The sequence below is a fragment of the Gordonia sp. (in: high G+C Gram-positive bacteria) genome (assembly GCF_047600565.1).
Lineage (GTDB): Bacteria > Actinomycetota > Actinomycetes > Mycobacteriales > Mycobacteriaceae > Gordonia.
In genome coordinates, this window is record NZ_JASGKN010000001.1 from 2,563,539 (window position 1) to 2,581,606 (window position 18,068).

Here is an 18,068-nt window from a genome sequence, read left to right on the forward strand (position 1 = left end):
GAGCCCTGGATACGCGATCACGAACGTCATACGGGGGAGTAGGGACAGAAAGGGTGCGGCATTGACGGGCAGACGATCAGTCGACGTCGTCGTGACCGAACGGGTCGGCCACGCTGCCGGGCAGCCAGGTCAGACCCGGCTTGCCCCAGCCGTTGCGCTTGATCGCCTTCTTGGCGGCGCGGGCGTTCCGGCCCAGCAGGACGTCGACGTAGAGGAAGCCGTCCAGGTGACCGGTCTCGTGCTGCAGCATGCGGGCGAAGAAGCCGGTGCCCTCGATCTCGACCGCGTCGCCGTTGCGGTCGGTGCCGGTGACCTTGGCCCAGTCGGCGCGGCCGGTGGGGAAGCCCTCACCCGGCACCGACAGGCAGCCTTCGTCGTTACTGTCCGGATCCGGCATGGTCTCCGGGATCTCGGAGGTCTCCAGCACAGGATTGATCACCTCGCCGCGGCGGCGGGTGGGGCCGTCCGGGCAGTCGTAGACGAACATGCGCAGGTTCCGGCCGACCTGATTGGCCGCCAGGCCGACCCCGTTGGCCGCGTCCATGGTGTCGTACATGTCGTCGAGCAGCTCGACGATCTCCGGCGCCGGCCGGCCGTCCGCATCGAGCTCGACGGGCGCGGTCGGCTCGTGCAGCACCGGCTCGCCGACAATGCAGATGGGGAGGATCGACATGGGGAGAACTCTACTGAATCGAATTCGGTGCATCGTCTTCTCGGTGAGTCACCGCGCCCCGGGCGGCCGGGTCGTGATTAGATACACACGAACTACACCGCTGTCATTCGCCTCGGGGGCCCTCCCGGGGGTGCATGAGACGAACCACCTGACCGAGTCCTTGAGGGAGCACGATGGACGGCGCAACCGCGCGAAGCCAGAAGGGGAACGAACCGGTGTCGACCAGCGGAGCCGCCGAGCAGGTCCCGGATCCGAACGAGGTGGGCGCCGACGGCCTCACCCGTCGCGAACACGACATCCTCTCTTTCGAACGCCAGTGGTGGAAGTACGCCGGCGCCAAAGAAGAGGCCATCAAGGAGCTCTTCGGGCTCTCCGCCACCCGCTACTACCAGGTGCTCAACGCTCTGGTCGATCGTCCCGAGGCGCTCGCCGCCGACCCGATGCTGGTCAAGCGACTGCGACGCCTCCGCGCCTCACGTCAGAAGGCGCGCGCCGCGCGCCGCCTCGGATTCGAGATCACCTGACCCGCACGGCCGTGCGCCGGTGTGCTCCGGCCGTGCCGGCCGGGTGAGTTAGAGTTGCCGTGATGAAAGCTGATCGCGAACCGAATCGCCTGCCGCTGCGCGCAGGCGCCATGGTGCTGTTCGCCCTGGCCGTCGTCTTCCTGTTCCTGGGCCTGTTCTCGGTGTTCAGCGGCGGCGACGACCCCAAGGACGATCTGGCGAAAGAAGGCACGGCGACCTCCGCGTCGGCGGCCCCCAGCAGTGCCGCGGCGTCATCGGCCGACAAGCCGAAGGTCGACGCGTCCGACGTCCCCAAGCTGTGCGTCCTGAACGCGGGCACCACGACGGGCCTGGCCAAGGAGGTCGGCGACAAGCTGACCGCCGCCGGATTCGCCCTCGGCACCACGCCGTCGAACCTGAGCACGTCGAGCGTCACCGAGAACACGATCTTCTACGACGCGGGCGACGAGGCCGCCGCCAAGAAGGTGGCCGACGCGGTCCCCGGCGGCGCCGACACCACGCCCCGCCCCGAACAGTTCACCCGCTGCCCCGGCGAGCTCGTCGTCGTGGTGGTCCAGTAGCCCAGCCCCCGCCCGACTCGCAAGGAGCCGAAATGTCGACCACCCGCACCACCCTGGCAACCGTCGCCCTGGCCGGTATGGCCGGCATCACGCTGACCGCGTGCCACCCGACCGAGCCGATCGGCCACGCGCAGTACACGACTCCCGCCGTGGTGACCGGTGACCAGGCCATGCCCGGCGAGGTCCTCAACTCCGACTCCGCCTCCGACTCGGACGCCCAGGTGGCGACCGCGAATCTGGTCGACAAGGACGGCAACGGCGCCGGCGCCGCGGGCGTCGTGCACAACGACCAGGGCACCACGCTGGACATCAAGCTGGCCGGCCTCAAGGCGGGTCAGTACAAGGCGGAGGTCCGTTCCGGCGGCACCTGCGACCCGTCCGACGGCTTCGCCTCGACCGGTGCGGCCGTGTCGGGCGCCGACGTCGACGGCATCGCGGTGGCCGGTGACCCGGCGACCGGTGCCGTCAGCAAGACCGTGAACCTCGACATCGACTCCCTCAAGGGCAAGAGCATCGTCGTGCTGCCCGCGGGTGACGGCGGATCGCCGGCCGCCTGCGGCGTCATCGTCACCGGCTAGGTCCACCTCATGACGTCCACGCCGGAGCACATCGAGTTCCGGCCGTCCGGACCGACCCTCGGCGTCGAGTGGGAACTCGCCCTCGTCGACCGGGAGACCCGTGACCTGTCGAATTCGGCGGGCCCTCTCTTCGATCTGATCGCGCAGCGCGGGCTGACGCGCTCGGACCGGATCCACAAGGAACTGCTGCGCAACACCGTCGAACTCGTCACCGGGGTGTGCACGACGGTCGGCGAGGCGATGGACGATCTGGGCGCCACCCTGCAGGAGGTGCGCGGGCTCACCGACGAACTGGGTGTGGACCTCTACGGCGCCGGCACCCATCCGTTCGCCGAATGGTCGGCGCAGCAGCTGACCGAAGGGCACCGGTACGCCGAACTGATCGAACGCACCCAGTGGTGGGGCCGCCAGATGCTGATCTGGGGTGTGCACGTGCACGTCGGCATCGACGACCGCGACAAGGTGCTGCCGATCGTGTCGTCGCTGCTCAAGTACTACCCGCATTTGCTGGCGCTGTCGGCGTCGTCGCCGATGTGGGCCGGTCAGGAGACCGGCTACGTCAGCAATCGCGCGATGATGTTTCAGCAGTTGCCGACCGCCGGGCTGCCGTTCCAGTTCGAGAAGTGGAGCGAGTTCGAGTCCTTCGTCGGTGATCAGAAGACGACCGGCATCATCGATCACCTCAACGAGATCCGGTGGGACATCCGGCCGTCACCGCACCTGGGCACCATCGAGGTGCGGGTGTGCGACGGTGTCTCCAACCGGCGGGAGCTGGCCGCTCTGGTCGCCCTCACCCACTGCCTGGTGGTGGATCTGAGTCGCCGTCTGGATGCCGGCGAGGAGCTGCCGCACATGGCGCCGTGGCTGGTGCAGGAGAACAAGTGGCGGGCGGCCCGCTACGGGCTCGACGCCATCATCATCGAGAACTCCGACTGCGACGAACGTCTGGTGACCGACGACCTCGCCGAGCTTCTGGTGCGGCTCGAGCCGGTCGCCGAGTCGCTCGGCTGTGCATCCGAACTGGCCTCGGTCGCCGACATCGTGTCGCGCGGCGCCAGCTACCAGCGTCAGCACACGGTGTTCGGTAGGACCGGTGACCTGCGCGACGTCGTCGATTCCATCGTCAACGAACTCGACTGACGTTCGCCGGACCCTCAGTGCGGGTTGCGCGGGGTCTGCGACTCGTCGCGCAGGATCTCGCCACGACGCTGCTCGCGGTAGGCCAGACGGCCGACGCGCTGGGCGATCACCGGGGCCGTGATCAGTGCGAACAGACCGGTCAGCACCAGCATGCCGCCGTCCGGATGGCCGGCGATGCGGATGATCACCGCGATCAGGATCAGGATCATGCCGAACGTCTGCGGTTTGGTGGCCGCGTGCATGCGAGAGAGCGTGTCCCGGAACCGGACGATCCCGATGGAGGCGGTGAGGGCGAGCAGCGAGCCGGTCAGCATGCAGGCCGCCGCGATGATGTCGGCGATCATTCGTCGTCCCTCACGCGGTAGCGGGCCACCGAGACCGAACCGATGAAACTCACCAGGGACAGCGCGACGATCGCCGGCACGATCGTCGTGTCCAGGGTGGAGGCCACCCACAGTCCGAGACCGCAGATGATGAGGGCGACGAAGGTGTCCACACCCACCAGGCGGTCCAGGGTGGTCGGTCCGCGCAGGGCGCGGAACGCGGTGAGCACGAAGGCGATCAGCAGCATCACCGCGCTGATGGTCCAGACGACGGTCATGACTCGGACTCCTCCCGATCGGCGGCCACGCGCTGGCGTTCGGAGAACGGAACGTGGTGGTAGTCGTCGTCGATACCGTGATACGGGCTCGGATGCCATTCGCTGTCACGCTCGAAGGTGCGGATGAAGAGGCGTTCGACGCGCTCCACCTGCGTGTAGAACTTCTCGATCTGCTTCGGGCTGCTGACGTCGAACACGTGGATGTAGAGCATGCGGCGCAGATGGTCGATCTCCACGACGATGGTGCCGGGCACCAGGTTCAGGTAGTCGACGGCGAGGGTCAGCACCAGATCGGATTTGATGGCCACCGGGACGCGCAGCACCGCACCGAGCGGTGGGGCGCCGGGCCGGATCGCCGCCCACGCCACCTGGGCGGAGGCGACGAAGAACTCGGCGATCAGGTTCACCAGCAGACCGAGCGCGGCGATCGGGTGGATCCGGCCCTCGACGGGGACCCGCGGCAGCGGCAGCACGTTGAGCACGAGAAGGCCCACGAGAACGCCGATGATCACGTTGGCCCACGACACGTGACCCCACAGCAGGACCCACACGAAGGTCAGCCACGACAGCGCCCACAGGCGGACGGCGAAGTCGCGGAGGTCGGAGCCGAGGAACCGGGGGATCCGGACGTGGTTGTGCAGCCACACGATCGCGATGGTCGTGGGCCAGGCGAAGCCGACCACGGCGCGCCGCCACAGCTGTCCGAAGAATGCCGGGATCGGGCGTTTGCCGACCGGTTTGGCGTGCGGCTTGTCCGGGTAGGGGGTGTTGGCGTTCACCGGTCCTCACCTCCCAGCACGGTGCCGATGTACTGGCCGCGGTCGATGACGTCGCCGGCGGCCCGGTCGGTGAAGCCGAAGATCGGGCCGGCCCACACGGTCAGCGACAGGCCGGCGATCACCATCGCGAGGGTCGGCAGCACCATGCCGATCGGCATGCGGCCCACGTCTTCGCGTTCGGCGAGCAGGATGTCGGTGCCCTCCTCGATGAGGGCGGACGGGGTGCTGTCGGCGAGGTCGCCTTCAGGGGCGTCGGCGCGCGGCCGCCAGAAGCCCTTGGTCCAGACGCGGGCGACGACGTACAGGGTGAGCAGGCTGGTGATCACCGAACCGCCGACCAGCAGCCAGGCGAGGACCGATCCGTCGGCGACGCCGCCCTCGAGGAGGGCCACCTTGCCGATGAAGCCGGAGAACGGCGGGATGCCGCCCAGATTGAGTGCCGGGATCAGGAACAGGCCGGCCAGGACGGGGCTGACGATCAGGCCGCCGAGACGGCGCAGTGACGCCGATCCGGCCTGCCGTTCGATGAGACCCACCACCAGGAACAGTGTCGTCTGCACCAGGATGTGGTGGGCGACGTAGAAGATGGCCGCCGACATCGACAGCTGCGAGCCGACCGCGACACCGAAGATCATGTAGCCGATGTGGCTGACGAGGGTGAACGACAGCAGTCGTTTGACGTCGGATTGGGCGATCGCGCCGAGGATGCCGACGATCATGGTGAGCAGTCCGGCCACCATCAGCAGACCGTCCATGCTGCCGCCCGGGAACAGCAGGGTGGTGGCGCGGATGATCGCGTAGACGCCGACCTTGGTGAGCAGGCCGGCGAACACGGCGGTGACCGGTGCCGGAGCGGTCGGATAGGAGTCGGGCAGCCACGTGGACAGCGGGAACACGGCGGCCTTGATCCCGAACGCCACCAGCAGCACCGCGAACAGGGCGTTGCGGGTGCCGGACGGGACGTCGTCGAGGCGGACCGCCATCTCGGCGAGGTTCAGGGTTCCGGTGGTGGCGTAGGCGAACGCGATGCCGGCCAGGAAGATCACCGACGACACCATCGACACCATGACGTACGACGCACCGGCGCGGACCCGGTCCGGGCTGGCGCCCAGGGTCAGCAACACGAAGCTGGCCGCGAGCAGCACCTCGAACGAGACGAACAGGTTGAACAGGTCGCCGGCGAGGAAGGCGTTGCAGACGCCGGCCGTCAGGATCAGGTAGGTGGGCAGGAAGATCGACACCGGCTGCTGGGTGGTGCCGTCCCGGATGCCCTGGCCGATGGCGTACACGACGACGCACAGCAGCACGAGCGTGGAGACCACCAGCATGAGCGCGGCCAGCCGGTCGACGACCAGCGTGATGCCGAGCGGGCCGTTCGGGTAGCCCTTGCCGCCCCACCCGCCGATCCGCACCGCGAAGGTGCCGTGGACGCTGGTCAGGTAGAGCATCATCGACGACGCGGTCAGGGCGGTCGCGATGGCGCCGACGGTCACCACGCGCTGGAAGCGAGGATTGCGTCCGCGCAGCAGGGTGAGGGCGGCACCGAGCAGCGGCACGAGCGTCGGCAGCACGATCAGCACGGTGATCCAGGAAGGCTGAGGCGTCATCGCTCACCCTCCGGACGATCCTCGTCGGCAGGGTCGGGTGCCGCGTCGGGCAGGTCGTCGTCGGCGGCCGGCATCTCGTCGCGGATGGTCTGCAGACGCGGGTCCAGGACGGCGAGGTCCTCGGGCATGAGGTCGGTCTCGATCACCTCGCGGTGCGCGGCCGCGAACTCTTCCGGCGTCAGCGGGTTGCCGTGGAGGTCGAACAGGTCGCCGGCCACCGTGTCCAGGCCGGTCTCCGGGTCGTCGCTGCGGTCGCGGTCGGGGAAGTCCTTGAGGGAACCCTTGAGCAGCTTCACGTCCTCGGTGTCGTCCTCGACGTCGTCGTCCTGCCTGTTGATGACGAACAGCCGGTAGGTGAGGGCCAGCACGAATGCGGCGACACCCATCGTGATGACGATCGCGGTCAGGACCATGGCCTGGCCGAGCGGGTCGGCGTCGGCGGTGGCGCCCTGCGAGGTGCGGCCGACGATCGGAGGATTGCCCTGCGGCGCGGTCAGCAGCACGATCAGCAGGTTCACGCCGTTGCCGACCAGCAGCAGACCCAGCAGCATCCGGATGAGGCTGCGTTCCATCAGCAGGTAGACGCCGCATGCAGCCATCACGCCGACCACCACGAGAAGCCCGAGGTTCACGCTCATCGCGCCGCCTCCTCGAGGTCGGTCTCGGCTTCGGAGAGGGCGTTGCGGGCGACGTCGCCCTGTTCGTCCAGTCCGGCGCCGAGACTGCGCAGGATGTCGAGGACCAGGCCGACGACGATCAGATAGATGCCGGCGTCGAAGAACATGGCGGTCACCAGATGGATCTCGCCGAACACGGGCAGGTGGATGTCGATGACCGCCGAGGAGAGGGCGGGGGCGCCGAACGCGAGCGACGTGACCGCGGTGCCCGCCGAGATCAGCAGTCCCGCCCCGAGGATGGTGCCGGCCTCGACCGGCAGCGCCTCGCCCAGCTCGTACCGGCCGCCGGCCAGGTAGCGGAGGACGAGCGCCAGGCCCATCACCAGGCCGCCGGCGAAACCGCCTCCGGGTGCGTTGTGGCCGGCGAAGAAGAAGTACAGCGAGAGCACCACCAGCGTCGGGAACACCAGCCGGGTGGTGGCCTCCAGCACCATCGACCGATGGCGGGGATCGCGCACTTCGCTGCCGCGCAGCCAGGTGGTGCGGTCGGACACGATGTCGTCGCCGTCCAGGCCCTTCTCCGACCGGATCTCGTCGGTGACGCGCGGGGCGGCGCCGAAGCGGCGGTTGCGGAACACCATCGACGCCACCCCGGTGGCGGCGACGATGAGAACCGAGATCTCGCCGAGCGTGTCCCAGGCGCGGATGTCGACCAGCAGCACGTTGACGGTGTTGTGGCCGTGCCCGAACTTGAGGGCGGCTTCACCGAGGTCGACGTACAGCGGCTGCGTCGACCGGGCCGCCGCGGCGAACAACCCGATCACGATCAGCATGACGCCGAACGCGACACCGATCAGGGCGCGCAGCGGTTTGAAGCCGGTGGTGTGCCGGGCCTGCGGCTCGGCGGCCAGTTTGCGCAGCACCAGCACGAAGATCACCAGGGTGACACTCTCCACCAGGAACTGGGTGAGCGCGAGATCGGGGGCGCCGTACATGGCGAACAGGGCGCCGCAGCCGTAGCCGGTGAGGCCGACGGTCAGGGCACCGGCCAGACGATTGCGCAGCACGGTCGCGGTGAGGGCGGCGGCGACCATCACCAGGCCGACGCCGGCCTGATACACGTCGTCGAAACCGCGGAGGTGCAGCTGCGACCGGTTGCCGAGCAGCAGCACGACCACCGGCAGCAGCACCGCGGTGGACAGGACCACGCCCTGGGTGATGGGCAGTGAACCGCGCTGCGTGTTCCGGGTGACCCACAGCGACGCGGTGTCGGCGCCTCGCAGGATCCGGTCGTACACGTGGTCGGCGTTGAGCCGCGGTGGATGGTCGAACAGCTGGTCGCGGATCCGTCGCAGGAGCAGGAACAGGGCGGCGCCGCCGGCGACGACGATCGCCGAGAGCAGCACCGGCAGTCCGAAGCCGTGCCACTGGGCCAGGTGCTCGATCGGGTGACCGAACGACGGCAGGGTCTTCGCGTACGGCTCGATGTGGTCGCCGATCCAGGGTGCGGCGAACGCGGCGACGACGCCGGCGGCGGCCAGCAGCACGGGCGGCGCCTGGAACATGGCGTTCGGCGGGTGCAGGGCGGCGACCTGACGGGTGGGCAGGGTGCGCACCTTGCGGCCGAAGGCGCCCCACAGGAAACGTGAGGTGTAGGCGAAGGTGATGATCGAGCCGGCCACCAGCACCAGGTCGATGGTGTGCGACAGCCACAGCGAGTGCGCGCCGGTGTCCCACACCGAGCCGAAAGCGGTCTCCTTGCCGACGAAGCCCATCGTGAACGGCAGACCGGCCATGCTGGCGCCGGCCACCGCGGCGGTGATCGCCAGGACCGGCAGCCGGTGGCCGAGGCGGGCCAGACGCCGCATGTCGCGGGTGCCGGTGGAGTGGTCGATGATGCCGACCACCATGAACAGGGCGGCCTTGAACAGCGCGTGCGCGATGACCATCGCGATGCCGGCCATCGCGACGTTGGCGTCGCCCATCCCGACCAGCACCATCATGAAACCGAGCTGGGAGACGGTGCCGAAGGCCAGCACCAGTTTGAGGTCCAGTTCGCGCAGCGACCGCCAGCCGCCCAGGATCATGGTGAGCGAGCCGAGGCCGACGACGATCCACTGCCAGCTGGTCTGGTCGGCGAAGCCTGGGGCCAGGCGCGCGACCAGATAGATGCCGGCCTTCACCATGGCGGCGGCGTGCAGATAGGCGCTCACCGGGGTGGGGGCGGCCATGGCGCCGGGCAGCCAGAAGTGGAACGGCACGATCGCCGACTTGGAGATGGCGCCGATCAGCAGCAGCGCCACCGCGACCGCCGCGTACGGGCCGCCCGGCGGATGGGCGATCACATCCGACAGCAGATAGCTGCCGCTGCGCTCGCCCAGCATGATGATGCCGACCAGCATGGCCAGTCCGCCGAAGGTGGTCACCAGCAGTGCCTGTGTGGCCGCGCGGCGAGCCGTCGCACGCATGCGGTAGAAGCCGACCAGCATGAACGACAGGACGGTCGTGGCCTCCCAGAACACGTACAGGACCAGCATGTTGTCGCTGATGACGAGGCCGAACATGGCGGCGGCGAAGGCGACCAGTTCACCGCCGAAGACGGCGATGCGGTTGCGCATCTCGTCGAAGTAGTTGGCGCAGTACATCAGCACGAGCGCACCGATGCCGAGGATCAGAACCGACAGCACCGCCGACAGGGTGTCGAACCGCAGGTCGACGTTCATCGACAGGGTGGGGACCCACCTGAAGGTCCACGTCTGCGGCGGGGCGTCGTGCGGCGGCCAATGCGTGAGCACCCAGATGAGGCCGCCGAGCGGGAACAGCGCCAGGACGTAGAAGCCCCGCGTGCCCAGAACCCGCAGCAGCGGAGGGGACAGGATCGCCCCGATCGCCAGCGCGAGCAGGACCTGGATCACAAGCACTCCGTCGTTCGAAAAGGCGGGGTCGGTCACGATGCGGCGGGGTGTCACAGCAGCGATCGGATGTTCAGTACTTTACCGTTTGCCTCATGGGTTCACTCGGTCGACTCCCGATCTCCAAACTGCTGCTGTCGCTGCTCATGGGCGCGCTGGTGCTGGCCGGCGCCGTCGCCTGTGCCGGCGACAAGGACGCCGGGCGCGGCGGGGTGCCGCTGCCCAAGGACTTCCCTTCGCAGCAGGTTCCGTTGATCGACGGGGCAGTCCTGTCCGCGGACGGTTCGTCACCGACCTGGTCGGTGACGGTGCAGGCCCAGGGTGCCGACGGCAACGCCTACCAGAACGCGGTCAAGGCGCTCACCGACGCCGGGTACACCGAGTCGAGCCGCACCGAGAACCCACAGGAGCATTCGGTGCTGCTGTACAAGGAAGACGATCGCAAGACCTATTGGGTGAACGTCGGGGTCTCGGCGACCGCAGCAGCGGCCACCACGTCGATCATCTATTCGGTCAACATGCTCTAGCCGAGCGCATCAGACCGAGCTCGTCATTGGGGCCGGATGAGCACGCTCCTCACCGAAGAACCCGCCCCGACGCTCGCAGCACACTGGGACGTCGACGCGGTGGACGTCGCAAACGCCCGTATCGGCGAGGGCTGAATCTCGGTCTCGAAGGGCCGGGTCCGCTCAACGCTGTCAAGCCAAGTAATGGCTACATAAGGTGTAAAGTCAGGGAGGCCGCTAACAGGCACCGCGCACAAAGGTATGACCCCGGCGCGGTTGTAACGCTGAGGCACGGTCTTTGGATCGTGCCGCACTGGAAGGGATGAAGCTATGCCGCGAGGAGGACAACCGCTCCTGACGATCTCGGACATCGAGGATCTGAAGGGTAAAGGTATGAACCAGTCTCAGATCGCGGAGAAGTACGGAGTGACTAGGGCGTACATCTCCTGGATCCTGAAGCAGCACGCGAAGGTGAGCCCTCGTCGTGAATCACTGCGCCTGTACTGGCCATGGCCTGAAGCGAAGACGGCTCACCGGCAGTCCAAGCTGGGCCGGGCGCTGAAGGACCACATCGTTTGGATGGACTTACAGGATCCAGACGAGCTATCGGCTGAAGCAGGAATGTTACTTCCTTGGCTATACGGCGAGCTAGATCTTGGACAGGTTGTTGAGTTCGACCCGACGATCCCGACTCGTGGCAAGTCACCTGCCGGCTGGATCTTCCGTGACCGCCAGGTCACGGACCGAGACCTGATAATCCGCGTGAACAGGTACACGCAACTGACAGATGAAATGGAGAAGGTATGGAGGATGCCGGAAACAAGGCCGTACTGAGCAACGTGGTCGTCGCTACGCCGGGTCGAGTCAGCGTGACCCCGGACGTCCTCACCGAGCGCAAGAACACCGCCTGACGATGGCGTGGCCCCCGGCCGCGATCGGCCGGGCCCGTTGACGCCATGGAGCGATGAGCTCATCAGCATTTTTGTCGGACCCCCTCGATAAAATGGTGCGTATAAGAACGACCTGGTGAGGGGGTGATTCGGATGACTGAAACGGTCGGCGTTGTGCCGGATGCCGTGGTGCCCGATGAGCCTGCGGAACAGGTCCGGATGCTGGGTGCCCTGCTGGACACGATGGTGGCCACGGCCGACCGGATGTCCGCGGTGCCGGTCGACGAGATCGATCAGATCGTCGAGGCCACCGAGAAGGCGCGCCGGCAGCTCGACTACGTGTGCGCCCGTCAGTTCATGGAAGTCAACGATCGCGGCGTCAACGACATCGGCGGATACAAGAGCCCGAAAACCTATTACGCGATCGGCCAGCGGCTCGGCCCCGGGGCGGCGAAGGCTCGCGCAGAACTGGTGATGGCACTCGCGCCGCGCACCGGTCTGACCGGTGAAGCCCTCGATCCCGACCTGCCGGTCACGGCCGGCGCCGTCGCCGAGGGGGCGTTGGGCGATGCGCACGTGAAGGTGATCGCCGAGACCATGGACAAGGTTCCCGCGCGCTTCGATGCGGACCTGCGAGGCCGGGTCGAGGCCGACCTGGTCGAGTACGGACGTGTGCTGCCGCCGAACAAGCTCGCTCAGGCCGCCGTCCGGATCCTCGCGCACCTCGATCCCGACGGAGCCCTGTCCGACGACCGGGACCGTCAGCGCCGCCGCAGCCTCCGCCTGGGCGTCCAGGACTCTCAACTGATGACCCGAATCGGCGGAGACCTCACCCCGGAAACCGCGGAACTGCTCGGGCTCAACCTCGACATGTGGGCGGCGCCCGGAATGAACAACCCCGACGACCCCGACTCCCCGGACGGAGCAGTCGATCAGCCCGGCCTCGACCCGGCGGTCCTCGCAGCGGCGAAAGAACGCGACCTGCGAACCCCCGAGCAACGCAACCACGACGCATTCCTGGCGATGCAGCGTTTCCTGCGCACGCATCGCAACCCGGGATCGACGAGCCTCGGCGGAGAACTCGTGATCACCGTGCGGGACCAGGACCTGGCCGCGTACGCCGGCGTCGCCTTGACCGGGTCAGGCCGCCTGGTGCCGATCGCCGACCTGATCACCATGGCCGCCGGGATGACCCCGCACCTGACCGTGTTCCGGAGGCACACCCGCGAAATCCTGTACCAGGGCCGAGGGAAGCGACTGGCGACCAAATCGCAGCGCCTCGCCCTATTCGGCCGGGACCGCGGCTGCACCCATCCCGGATGCGACGCCCCCTTCAACCGGTCCGAGATCCATCACAACCACGACTGGGCCAAGGGTGGGAACACCGATGTCGACGATCTGGGCTGCGCCTGCGGGCGCCACAACCGGGCGGTCGGTGATCAACCCGGGCAATGGGAGACGGCCATCGCCGACAAGGGCCGATCCGCCGGCCGCATGCTCTGGCGAGTGACCGGTCACCGCGACAGTTGGAGACTCAACCCGACGCACCACCCCGAACTCGTCCTCGAGCAAGGGGCCCACGCCCCGCCCGCCACCACGGCGACCGACGACCCCGACACCTGGTCCGGAATCGAGAAGAAGCTCCAGGCGCGATTCGGCGACACTGTCTGACGGGACCGTGCGGGGATCAGTCCTGTCTACGACGGCCGGCGCAGTCCCAGCCGGGCAGACGACTTCCGGATGGGGATCACTCGGCGGCGGGCGCCCACGGCGACCTCGGCGCGACGGTCGTCGCGGCGCTGCTGACGGCGATCGCGCGGCGCCGAATCCCAATGCTCCGGACGCGACGACACCCAGCGCTGCAGGTACCAGGCCACCGGGATGTGGATCAGGTAGCCGGCCACCAGGATGATCATCAGCCAGTACGGGAACGTGAAGAGCAGCGCGGCCGCCACCGCCACCACGATCAGGCCGCCGGCCAGGTGGCGGGGACGCAGCTTGGCCGACTTGAACGACAAGGTCGGCACCCGGCTCACGGCGAGCAGCGCGACGAACAGCAGCCAGCCGCCGATGGCCCACGGGTTGGTCCACCAGCCGTCACCGAACTGCTGACGCAGGCCGATCGGCAACAGCGCCATGACCGCGGCCGCAGGCGCGGGGACGCCGACGAAGAAGTCGCGGGTGTAGCCCGGTTTGGTGTCGTCGTCGAGCAGCGTGTTGAAGCGCGCCAGCCGAAGAATGATCGCCGAGCAGTACACCAGCACCATCAGCCAGCCGAAGTCCTGCCCGGTTCCCGTCGATTCGCGCAGCAGGATCCCATAGGTGAGCAGGGCGGGAGCGACACCGAAGTTGACGGCGTCGGCCAGTGAATCCAGTTCGGCGCCGATCTTGCTGGTGGCGCCCATCAACCGGGCGATCCGGCCGTCGAGGCCGTCGAGCACGGCGGCCGTCACCAACAGGATCAGCGCCAGATCGATGTGCCCCTGATAGCCCGAGCGGACAGCGGTCAGGCTGGCACACAGGGCGAGGATGGTCATCGCCGACGGCACGAAGACGCGGCCCGAACGGGTCGGCGCATCCGTCGACACCGGGCGGTTGCGTCCGCGACCGGCGATCCGGGGGCGCCGGACCGGACGGCGACGCCGGGTGACGCCCGGACTCATCGCGCCAGCTCCGCCAGCACCGTCTCGGCGCCGACCGTGCGCTGTCCGACGGACACTCGCGGGGCGGTGCCGGCCGGCAGATAGACGTCGACGCGCGAACCGAAACGGATCAGGCCGTAGGTGTCACCGACGGTCAGCCGGTCGCCCGGCACCGGATCGCACACGATGCGGCGCGCGATCAGGCCGGCGATCTGGACGACGCCGACGGACGGTCCGGCGTCGGTGGCGATCGTCATCGCGGTGCGCTCGTTCTCGCTGCTGGCCTCCGGGAGATCGGCGGACAGGAACTTGCCGGGAGTGTGCGTCACCGCCTGCACGCGGCCGGCGATCGGCACACGCTGCACGTGGACGTCGAACACCGACAGGAACGTGCTGATCCGCGGCAGCGGCGCCTCGCCGAGACCGAGTTCGGCAGGCGGAACGGCCTCGTCGACCAGGGCGACGGTGCCGTCGGCAGGCGCCACCACCAGTCCGGCGCCCGTCGGCGGAACACGCGACGGATGACGGAAGAAGAACGCGGACGCACCGGCCAAGGCGAACAGCGGGCGCGACAGCCAGCGACGACGACGGGTCGCCAGAGCGGCGACGGCCGGGCCGGCGACGAACGGCAGTCCCTTGGGATGGACCGGCGGAACGGTGTCGGAGATCAAGTCCAGCAGATGCGCGACGCCGTCGCGGTCACCCGGCTGGGCAGGGCGGCGGGCCACCCTCAGCTCTCGGCGGAGCGCTTGATCTTGCCGAGGGTCTCGCGCATGCCGGCATGCAGCTCGACCTCGAAGTTGTCGTTGCCGCCGAACGCGCGGTCGACGAGGAACGACGAGATCTTGCTGGTCTCACCGTTGGCCGCGGTCCGCGACTCGGTGAGGGTGACGCCGTCGCCCTTCGGGGTGATCTTGTACGCCCAGACGGTGCCGTTCTCGACGATCTTCCAGGCGATCTCCTGGTTCGGCGTGAACGCCACCACCTTGCAGTTCGTCGGCCACACCAGCGGGCCGCGACGGTTGATGTTCAGGGTGCGGGTGCCCTGCTTCACGTCGCCGCCGAAGATGAACATCTTCTTGCACTGCGGGCTGCGCTCACCCATGGTGCGCAGGTCGGAGACGATCGACCACACCTTCTGCGGCGAGGCGTCGATGTCGATGGACTCTTCGATGAGTTCGGTTGCCATGAGGATGCTCCTGGGGAGGTCGGGATGCCGGTGAAGCGGCTCAGAGGTACAGCGAGGCGGCGACGAAGGCGCCGATCGCGAGGAAGACCACCGAGCTCACCCACACCGCGGGCGGGACGCCGGCGCCGTCCTCGTCGTCGAGCAGGATCGAACCCAGCGGACCGGGGGTCAGGGCGTCGATCACCACGAACGAGAACATCATCATCGCGATGGTCACCACGCCGTAGATGAAGGTCCACAGGACACCCCGCCACAGCTGGTCGAGACCGGTGCTGACGGCGATGGACGCCGCCACCGCGATGGCCAGACCCAGCAGGAAGGTCACCGAGAGCACGGTGGCACCGCGGTGACCGTCCCGCCAGATCTTGTTGCGGAGGCTGCCCTGGGTCACGATCTCGAGACCGCCGAAGCCGATGAGCAGCAGAGCGACGCCCAGCAGACCGTAGGAGGTCATCGCGCCGAGGTTCTCGCGGAGGATTGTCACAGGTTCCATGGGATCACTGTAACGGTGAAGGTCATCCGACGGTGACCATGTCCCAATCACTGACGTGCGAGGACAGGTTCGCGAGATGCGCGTCGGCGTCGCCGAGCGTGCGGGCGATGGCCGTCAGCCGCGCCACATAGTGCGCCACCGGGTACTCGGCGGTCACCCCGATACCGCCGTGCATCTGGATGGCCTCCTGGCCGACCAGGCGCGAACCGCGGCACACCTGCAGCTTGGCACGCGACGCGATGATCGGGTCCACGGTGCCGCCGGACAGGGCGGCGGTCGCGTACACGCTCATGCTGCGTGCCAGCTCGAGCTGCGCGTACATGTTCGCGGCCCGATGGGTGAGCGCCTGGAAGGTGGCCAGCGGAACCCCGAACTGCTTGCGCGTCTTGAGGTACTCCACGGTCATGTCCAGGGCGCGGCTCATCGCACCGACCGCCTCGGCGCACAGGGCGGCCTGGGTGACGACGTCGACGTGCTCGATGGTCTTCGACGCATCGCCGGAGCCGATCCGGGTGCCGGGGGCGCCGGCGAACTCGACGCGGGCGCCACGACGTCCATCGTTGGTGCGGTACGGGCTGACGGTCACGCCGTCGGCCTTCGCATCCACCAGATAGAGGCCGACATCGTTGCCCTCACGTGCGGAGACGACGAAGCTGTCGGCGCAGTCGCCGTGACCCACGAGCGTCTTCACGCCGGTCACCGCGCCGTCACCGGCGGTCGTGGCGACGGCGTAGTCCGGCCAGCGGTCGCCGGCCTCGTGGTGAGCGAACGCCGACAGCTTCTCGCCGGACGCGAGGCCGCCGACGAACTCCTGGCGGGCGTCGTCGGCCATGCCGGCGTAGGTGGCGAGCAGACCCGGCACCACCACCGAGTCCAGGAACGGCTCGGGGGCCAGTGCCGAACCGATCTCGGTCATCACCGCGGCGAGTTCCTCGTCACCGGCGCCGGCGCCGCCGTCCGCCTCATCGAAGACCAGTCCCAGGATGCCGATGTCGGCCAGCTGCTTCCACACGTCACTGCTCCAGCCGGGATCGGTGTCGATCGTCGAGCGCAGCGTTTCGATGTCGTACTTGCGGGTGAGGAGATCGTGCACGGTGTCGCGCAGCATCGCCTGTTCGTCGGAGAGTTCGAAGTCCATGAGTCGTGTTCCTTAGAGTCCGAGAACCGCTTTGTCGATGATCTGGCGCTGCACTTCCGAGGAGCCGCCGTAGATCGTCACCTTGCGGTAGTTGAGGTATTCGGGGGTGGTCTTGCCGGCCCAGTCGTCCTCGTCTCCGCTTCCGGTGGGCGCCGGAATCGAATCGGGTCCCGCCAGATCCATCAGGAGCTCGAGCGCCTCCTGCTGGAGTTCGGAACCGCGCAGCTTCAGCAGCGACGACGCCGGATTGGGTTTGCCGTCGGCCGACGAGGCGACCACCCGCAACTGCGTCATCTCGAGAGCGAGGAGCTCGTTCTCCAGTCCGGCCAGTCGTGCGGCGAACACCGGGTCGTCGAGCATCGGCTTGCCGCCGGGACCCGGCACCTGTGCCGCCAGCCGCTTGGCGTCCGACAACCAGTTCTTGGTGTGGCCGATGCGGGCGATGCCGCTGCGCTCGTTGCCGAGCAGGAACTTCGCGATGGTCCAGCCCTGGTTCTCTTCGCCGACGAGGTTCTCCACCGGCACCTTCACGTCGTTGAAGAACACCTCGTTCACCTCGAACGAGCCGTCGATCAACTGGATCGGGCGCATCTCGACGCCGGGGGTGTCGATCGGGAACAGCAGGAAGCTGATGCCGGCCTGCTTCTTGACGTCCGGGTCGGTGCGCACGAGGCAGAAGATCCAGTCGGCGTACTGGCCCAGCGTGGTCCAGGTCTTCTGGCCGTTGACGATGTAGTGGTCGCCGTCGCGCACCGCGCGGGTCTTCAGCGAGGCGAGATCCGAGCCGGCCTCCGGCTCGGAGAAGCCCTGGCACCACCAGATGTCCATGTTGGCGGTCTTCGGCAGGAACCGTTCCTTCTGCTCCTGGTTGCCGAACTGGGCGATCACCGGACCGACCATGCCCATGTTGAAGGGCAGCAGTTCGGGCAGGTGGGCCGCCGACATCTCTTCACGCCAGATGTGGTGCTGCACCGGCGTCCAGTCCTTGCCGCCCCACTCGGTCGGCCAGTTCGGTACGGCCACCCCGTTCTTGTTCAGGATCCGCGTCATCTCGACGATGTCGTCGGGGTACTTCGTCTCGCCGATGGCGGCGCGCTTGCGGATGTCCTCGGGGATCTCGGTGGTGAAGATCTTCCGCATCTCGTCGCGGAAAGCCTCTTCTTCGCCAGTGAAGGAAAGTTGCATGCCTCCATTCCTACGCCCCTCGCCGACGGCACGG

At 68.0% G+C, this 18,068-nt stretch carries 20 protein-coding genes; 7 read left to right on the top strand and 13 right to left on the bottom strand.

Annotation, left to right across the window (positions count from 1 at the left end):
• Window positions 1-76: 76 nt before the first annotated feature.
• Window positions 77-673, bottom strand: a complete 597-nt coding sequence (locus QM774_RS12430) for a peptide deformylase (protein ID WP_414976169.1) — start codon at window positions 671-673, stop codon at window positions 77-79.
• A 173-nt stretch (window positions 674-846) separates the two neighbouring features.
• Between QM774_RS12430 and QM774_RS12435 the strand changes: the two genes are divergently transcribed.
• The 4 genes from QM774_RS12435 (at window position 847) to QM774_RS12450 (ending at window position 3,475) form a co-directional block, all read left to right on the top strand.
• Window positions 847-1,197: a DUF3263 domain-containing protein gene (locus QM774_RS12435; RefSeq protein ID WP_414976170.1), complete on the top strand. Its 351-nt coding sequence runs from the start codon at window positions 847-849 to the stop codon at window positions 1,195-1,197.
• A gap of 62 nt (window positions 1,198-1,259) precedes the next feature.
• The gene (locus tag QM774_RS12440; protein WP_414976171.1) at window positions 1,260-1,757 is read left to right on the top strand and encodes a LytR C-terminal domain-containing protein; all 498 of its coding nucleotides are present in this window, start codon (window positions 1,260-1,262) and stop codon (window positions 1,755-1,757) included.
• A 32-nt stretch (window positions 1,758-1,789) separates the two neighbouring features.
• On the top strand, window positions 1,790-2,335 hold the full coding sequence (locus QM774_RS12445) for a hypothetical protein (protein WP_414976172.1): 546 nt from the start codon (window positions 1,790-1,792) through the stop codon (window positions 2,333-2,335).
• A 9-nt stretch (window positions 2,336-2,344) separates the two neighbouring features.
• Window positions 2,345-3,475 (top strand): glutamate--cysteine ligase, encoded by a 1,131-nt coding sequence (locus QM774_RS12450; protein ID WP_414976173.1) that lies wholly within the window; start codon window positions 2,345-2,347, stop codon window positions 3,473-3,475.
• A 14-nt stretch (window positions 3,476-3,489) separates the two neighbouring features.
• Here the strand turns inward: QM774_RS12450 and mnhG are convergent, their stop codons facing one another.
• The 6 genes from mnhG to QM774_RS12480 are packed head-to-tail and all read right to left on the bottom strand — an operon-like array spanning window position 3,490 to window position 9,994.
• Window positions 3,490-3,819, bottom strand: coding sequence for a monovalent cation/H(+) antiporter subunit G (gene mnhG / locus QM774_RS12455; protein WP_414976174.1), 330 nt, complete (start codon window positions 3,817-3,819; stop codon window positions 3,490-3,492).
• The gene (locus tag QM774_RS12460; protein WP_414976175.1) at window positions 3,816-4,076 is read right to left on the bottom strand and encodes a monovalent cation/H+ antiporter complex subunit F; all 261 of its coding nucleotides are present in this window, start codon (window positions 4,074-4,076) and stop codon (window positions 3,816-3,818) included. Before QM774_RS12460 ends, mnhG begins: the two co-directional genes overlap by 4 nt.
• Window positions 4,073-4,855, bottom strand: a complete 783-nt coding sequence (locus tag QM774_RS12465; RefSeq protein ID WP_414976176.1) for a Na+/H+ antiporter subunit E — start codon at window positions 4,853-4,855, stop codon at window positions 4,073-4,075. Before QM774_RS12465 ends, QM774_RS12460 begins: the two co-directional genes overlap by 4 nt.
• On the bottom strand, window positions 4,852-6,462 hold the full coding sequence (locus tag QM774_RS12470) for a Na+/H+ antiporter subunit D (protein ID WP_414976177.1): 1,611 nt from the start codon (window positions 6,460-6,462) through the stop codon (window positions 4,852-4,854). Before QM774_RS12470 ends, QM774_RS12465 begins: the two co-directional genes overlap by 4 nt.
• Complete coding sequence (locus QM774_RS12475) at window positions 6,459-7,100, bottom strand: Na(+)/H(+) antiporter subunit C (protein WP_414976178.1); 642 nt, start codon at window positions 7,098-7,100, stop codon at window positions 6,459-6,461. The genes QM774_RS12470 and QM774_RS12475 overlap by 4 nt, the downstream gene beginning before the upstream one ends.
• Window positions 7,097-9,994 carry a Na+/H+ antiporter subunit A gene (locus tag QM774_RS12480; RefSeq protein ID WP_414976179.1) on the bottom strand — a complete coding sequence of 966 codons (2,898 nt, stop codon included), beginning with the start codon at window positions 9,992-9,994 and terminating at the stop codon, window positions 7,097-7,099. The genes QM774_RS12475 and QM774_RS12480 overlap by 4 nt, the downstream gene beginning before the upstream one ends.
• A 92-nt stretch (window positions 9,995-10,086) precedes the next feature.
• On the opposite strand from QM774_RS12480, the gene QM774_RS12485 reads away from it, so the two are divergent.
• The 3 genes from QM774_RS12485 (at window position 10,087) to QM774_RS12495 (ending at window position 13,058) form a co-directional block, all read left to right on the top strand.
• Complete coding sequence (locus QM774_RS12485) at window positions 10,087-10,518, top strand: hypothetical protein (RefSeq protein WP_414976180.1); 432 nt, start codon at window positions 10,087-10,089, stop codon at window positions 10,516-10,518.
• Window positions 10,519-10,890: 372 nt separating this feature from the next.
• Entirely contained in the window at window positions 10,891-11,331 is a 441-nt protein-coding gene (locus tag QM774_RS12490; RefSeq protein ID WP_414976181.1) for a hypothetical protein, read from the top strand.
• Between the two features lie 209 nt (window positions 11,332-11,540).
• Window positions 11,541-13,058 (top strand): DUF222 domain-containing protein, encoded by a 1,518-nt coding sequence (locus QM774_RS12495; RefSeq protein WP_414976182.1) that lies wholly within the window; start codon window positions 11,541-11,543, stop codon window positions 13,056-13,058.
• A 26-nt stretch (window positions 13,059-13,084) separates the two neighbouring features.
• Here the strand turns inward: QM774_RS12495 and QM774_RS12500 are convergent, their stop codons facing one another.
• The 6 genes from QM774_RS12500 to QM774_RS12525 are packed head-to-tail and all read right to left on the bottom strand — an operon-like array spanning window position 13,085 to window position 18,034.
• Window positions 13,085-14,050: a CDP-alcohol phosphatidyltransferase family protein gene (locus tag QM774_RS12500; protein WP_414976183.1), complete on the bottom strand. Its 966-nt coding sequence runs from the start codon at window positions 14,048-14,050 to the stop codon at window positions 13,085-13,087.
• Window positions 14,047-14,757: a phosphatidylserine decarboxylase gene (locus QM774_RS12505; protein ID WP_414976184.1), complete on the bottom strand. Its 711-nt coding sequence runs from the start codon at window positions 14,755-14,757 to the stop codon at window positions 14,047-14,049. Before QM774_RS12505 ends, QM774_RS12500 begins: the two co-directional genes overlap by 4 nt.
• A gap of 2 nt (window positions 14,758-14,759) precedes the next feature.
• Window positions 14,760-15,218 (bottom strand): SRPBCC family protein, encoded by a 459-nt coding sequence (locus QM774_RS12510; protein ID WP_414976185.1) that lies wholly within the window; start codon window positions 15,216-15,218, stop codon window positions 14,760-14,762.
• Window positions 15,219-15,258: 40 nt separating this feature from the next.
• Window positions 15,259-15,711: a DUF350 domain-containing protein gene (locus QM774_RS12515; protein ID WP_414976186.1), complete on the bottom strand. Its 453-nt coding sequence runs from the start codon at window positions 15,709-15,711 to the stop codon at window positions 15,259-15,261.
• Window positions 15,712-15,733: 22 nt separating this feature from the next.
• Window positions 15,734-16,849 (bottom strand): acyl-CoA dehydrogenase family protein, encoded by a 1,116-nt coding sequence (locus tag QM774_RS12520; protein ID WP_414976187.1) that lies wholly within the window; start codon window positions 16,847-16,849, stop codon window positions 15,734-15,736.
• Window positions 16,850-16,861: 12 nt separating this feature from the next.
• Window positions 16,862-18,034 carry an acyl-CoA dehydrogenase family protein gene (locus tag QM774_RS12525; protein WP_414976188.1) on the bottom strand — a complete coding sequence of 391 codons (1,173 nt, stop codon included), beginning with the start codon at window positions 18,032-18,034 and terminating at the stop codon, window positions 16,862-16,864.
• Window positions 18,035-18,068 lie beyond the last annotated feature (34 nt).

Coding starts and splice junctions, on each gene's coding strand:
- QM774_RS12430 (WP_414976169.1), bottom strand. CDS start 673: ATGTCGATCCTCCCCATCTGCATTGTCGGCGAGCCGGTGCTGCACGAG.
- QM774_RS12435 (WP_414976170.1), top strand. CDS start 847: ATGGACGGCGCAACCGCGCGAAGCCAGAAGGGGAACGAACCGGTGTCG.
- QM774_RS12440 (WP_414976171.1), top strand. CDS start 1,260: ATGAAAGCTGATCGCGAACCGAATCGCCTGCCGCTGCGCGCAGGCGCC.
- QM774_RS12445 (WP_414976172.1), top strand. CDS start 1,790: ATGTCGACCACCCGCACCACCCTGGCAACCGTCGCCCTGGCCGGTATG.
- QM774_RS12450 (WP_414976173.1), top strand. CDS start 2,345: ATGACGTCCACGCCGGAGCACATCGAGTTCCGGCCGTCCGGACCGACC.
- mnhG (WP_414976174.1), bottom strand. CDS start 3,819: ATGATCGCCGACATCATCGCGGCGGCCTGCATGCTGACCGGCTCGCTG.
- QM774_RS12460 (WP_414976175.1), bottom strand. CDS start 4,076: ATGACCGTCGTCTGGACCATCAGCGCGGTGATGCTGCTGATCGCCTTC.
- QM774_RS12470 (WP_414976177.1), bottom strand. CDS start 6,462: ATGACGCCTCAGCCTTCCTGGATCACCGTGCTGATCGTGCTGCCGACG.
- QM774_RS12475 (WP_414976178.1), bottom strand. CDS start 7,100: ATGAGCGTGAACCTCGGGCTTCTCGTGGTGGTCGGCGTGATGGCTGCA.
- QM774_RS12485 (WP_414976180.1), top strand. CDS start 10,087: ATGGGTTCACTCGGTCGACTCCCGATCTCCAAACTGCTGCTGTCGCTG.
- QM774_RS12490 (WP_414976181.1), top strand. CDS start 10,891: ATGAACCAGTCTCAGATCGCGGAGAAGTACGGAGTGACTAGGGCGTAC.
- QM774_RS12495 (WP_414976182.1), top strand. CDS start 11,541: ATGACTGAAACGGTCGGCGTTGTGCCGGATGCCGTGGTGCCCGATGAG.
- QM774_RS12500 (WP_414976183.1), bottom strand. CDS start 14,050: ATGAGTCCGGGCGTCACCCGGCGTCGCCGTCCGGTCCGGCGCCCCCGG.
- QM774_RS12510 (WP_414976185.1), bottom strand. CDS start 15,218: ATGGCAACCGAACTCATCGAAGAGTCCATCGACATCGACGCCTCGCCG.
- QM774_RS12515 (WP_414976186.1), bottom strand. CDS start 15,711: ATGGAACCTGTGACAATCCTCCGCGAGAACCTCGGCGCGATGACCTCC.
- QM774_RS12520 (WP_414976187.1), bottom strand. CDS start 16,849: ATGGACTTCGAACTCTCCGACGAACAGGCGATGCTGCGCGACACCGTG.
- QM774_RS12525 (WP_414976188.1), bottom strand. CDS start 18,034: ATGCAACTTTCCTTCACTGGCGAAGAAGAGGCTTTCCGCGACGAGATG.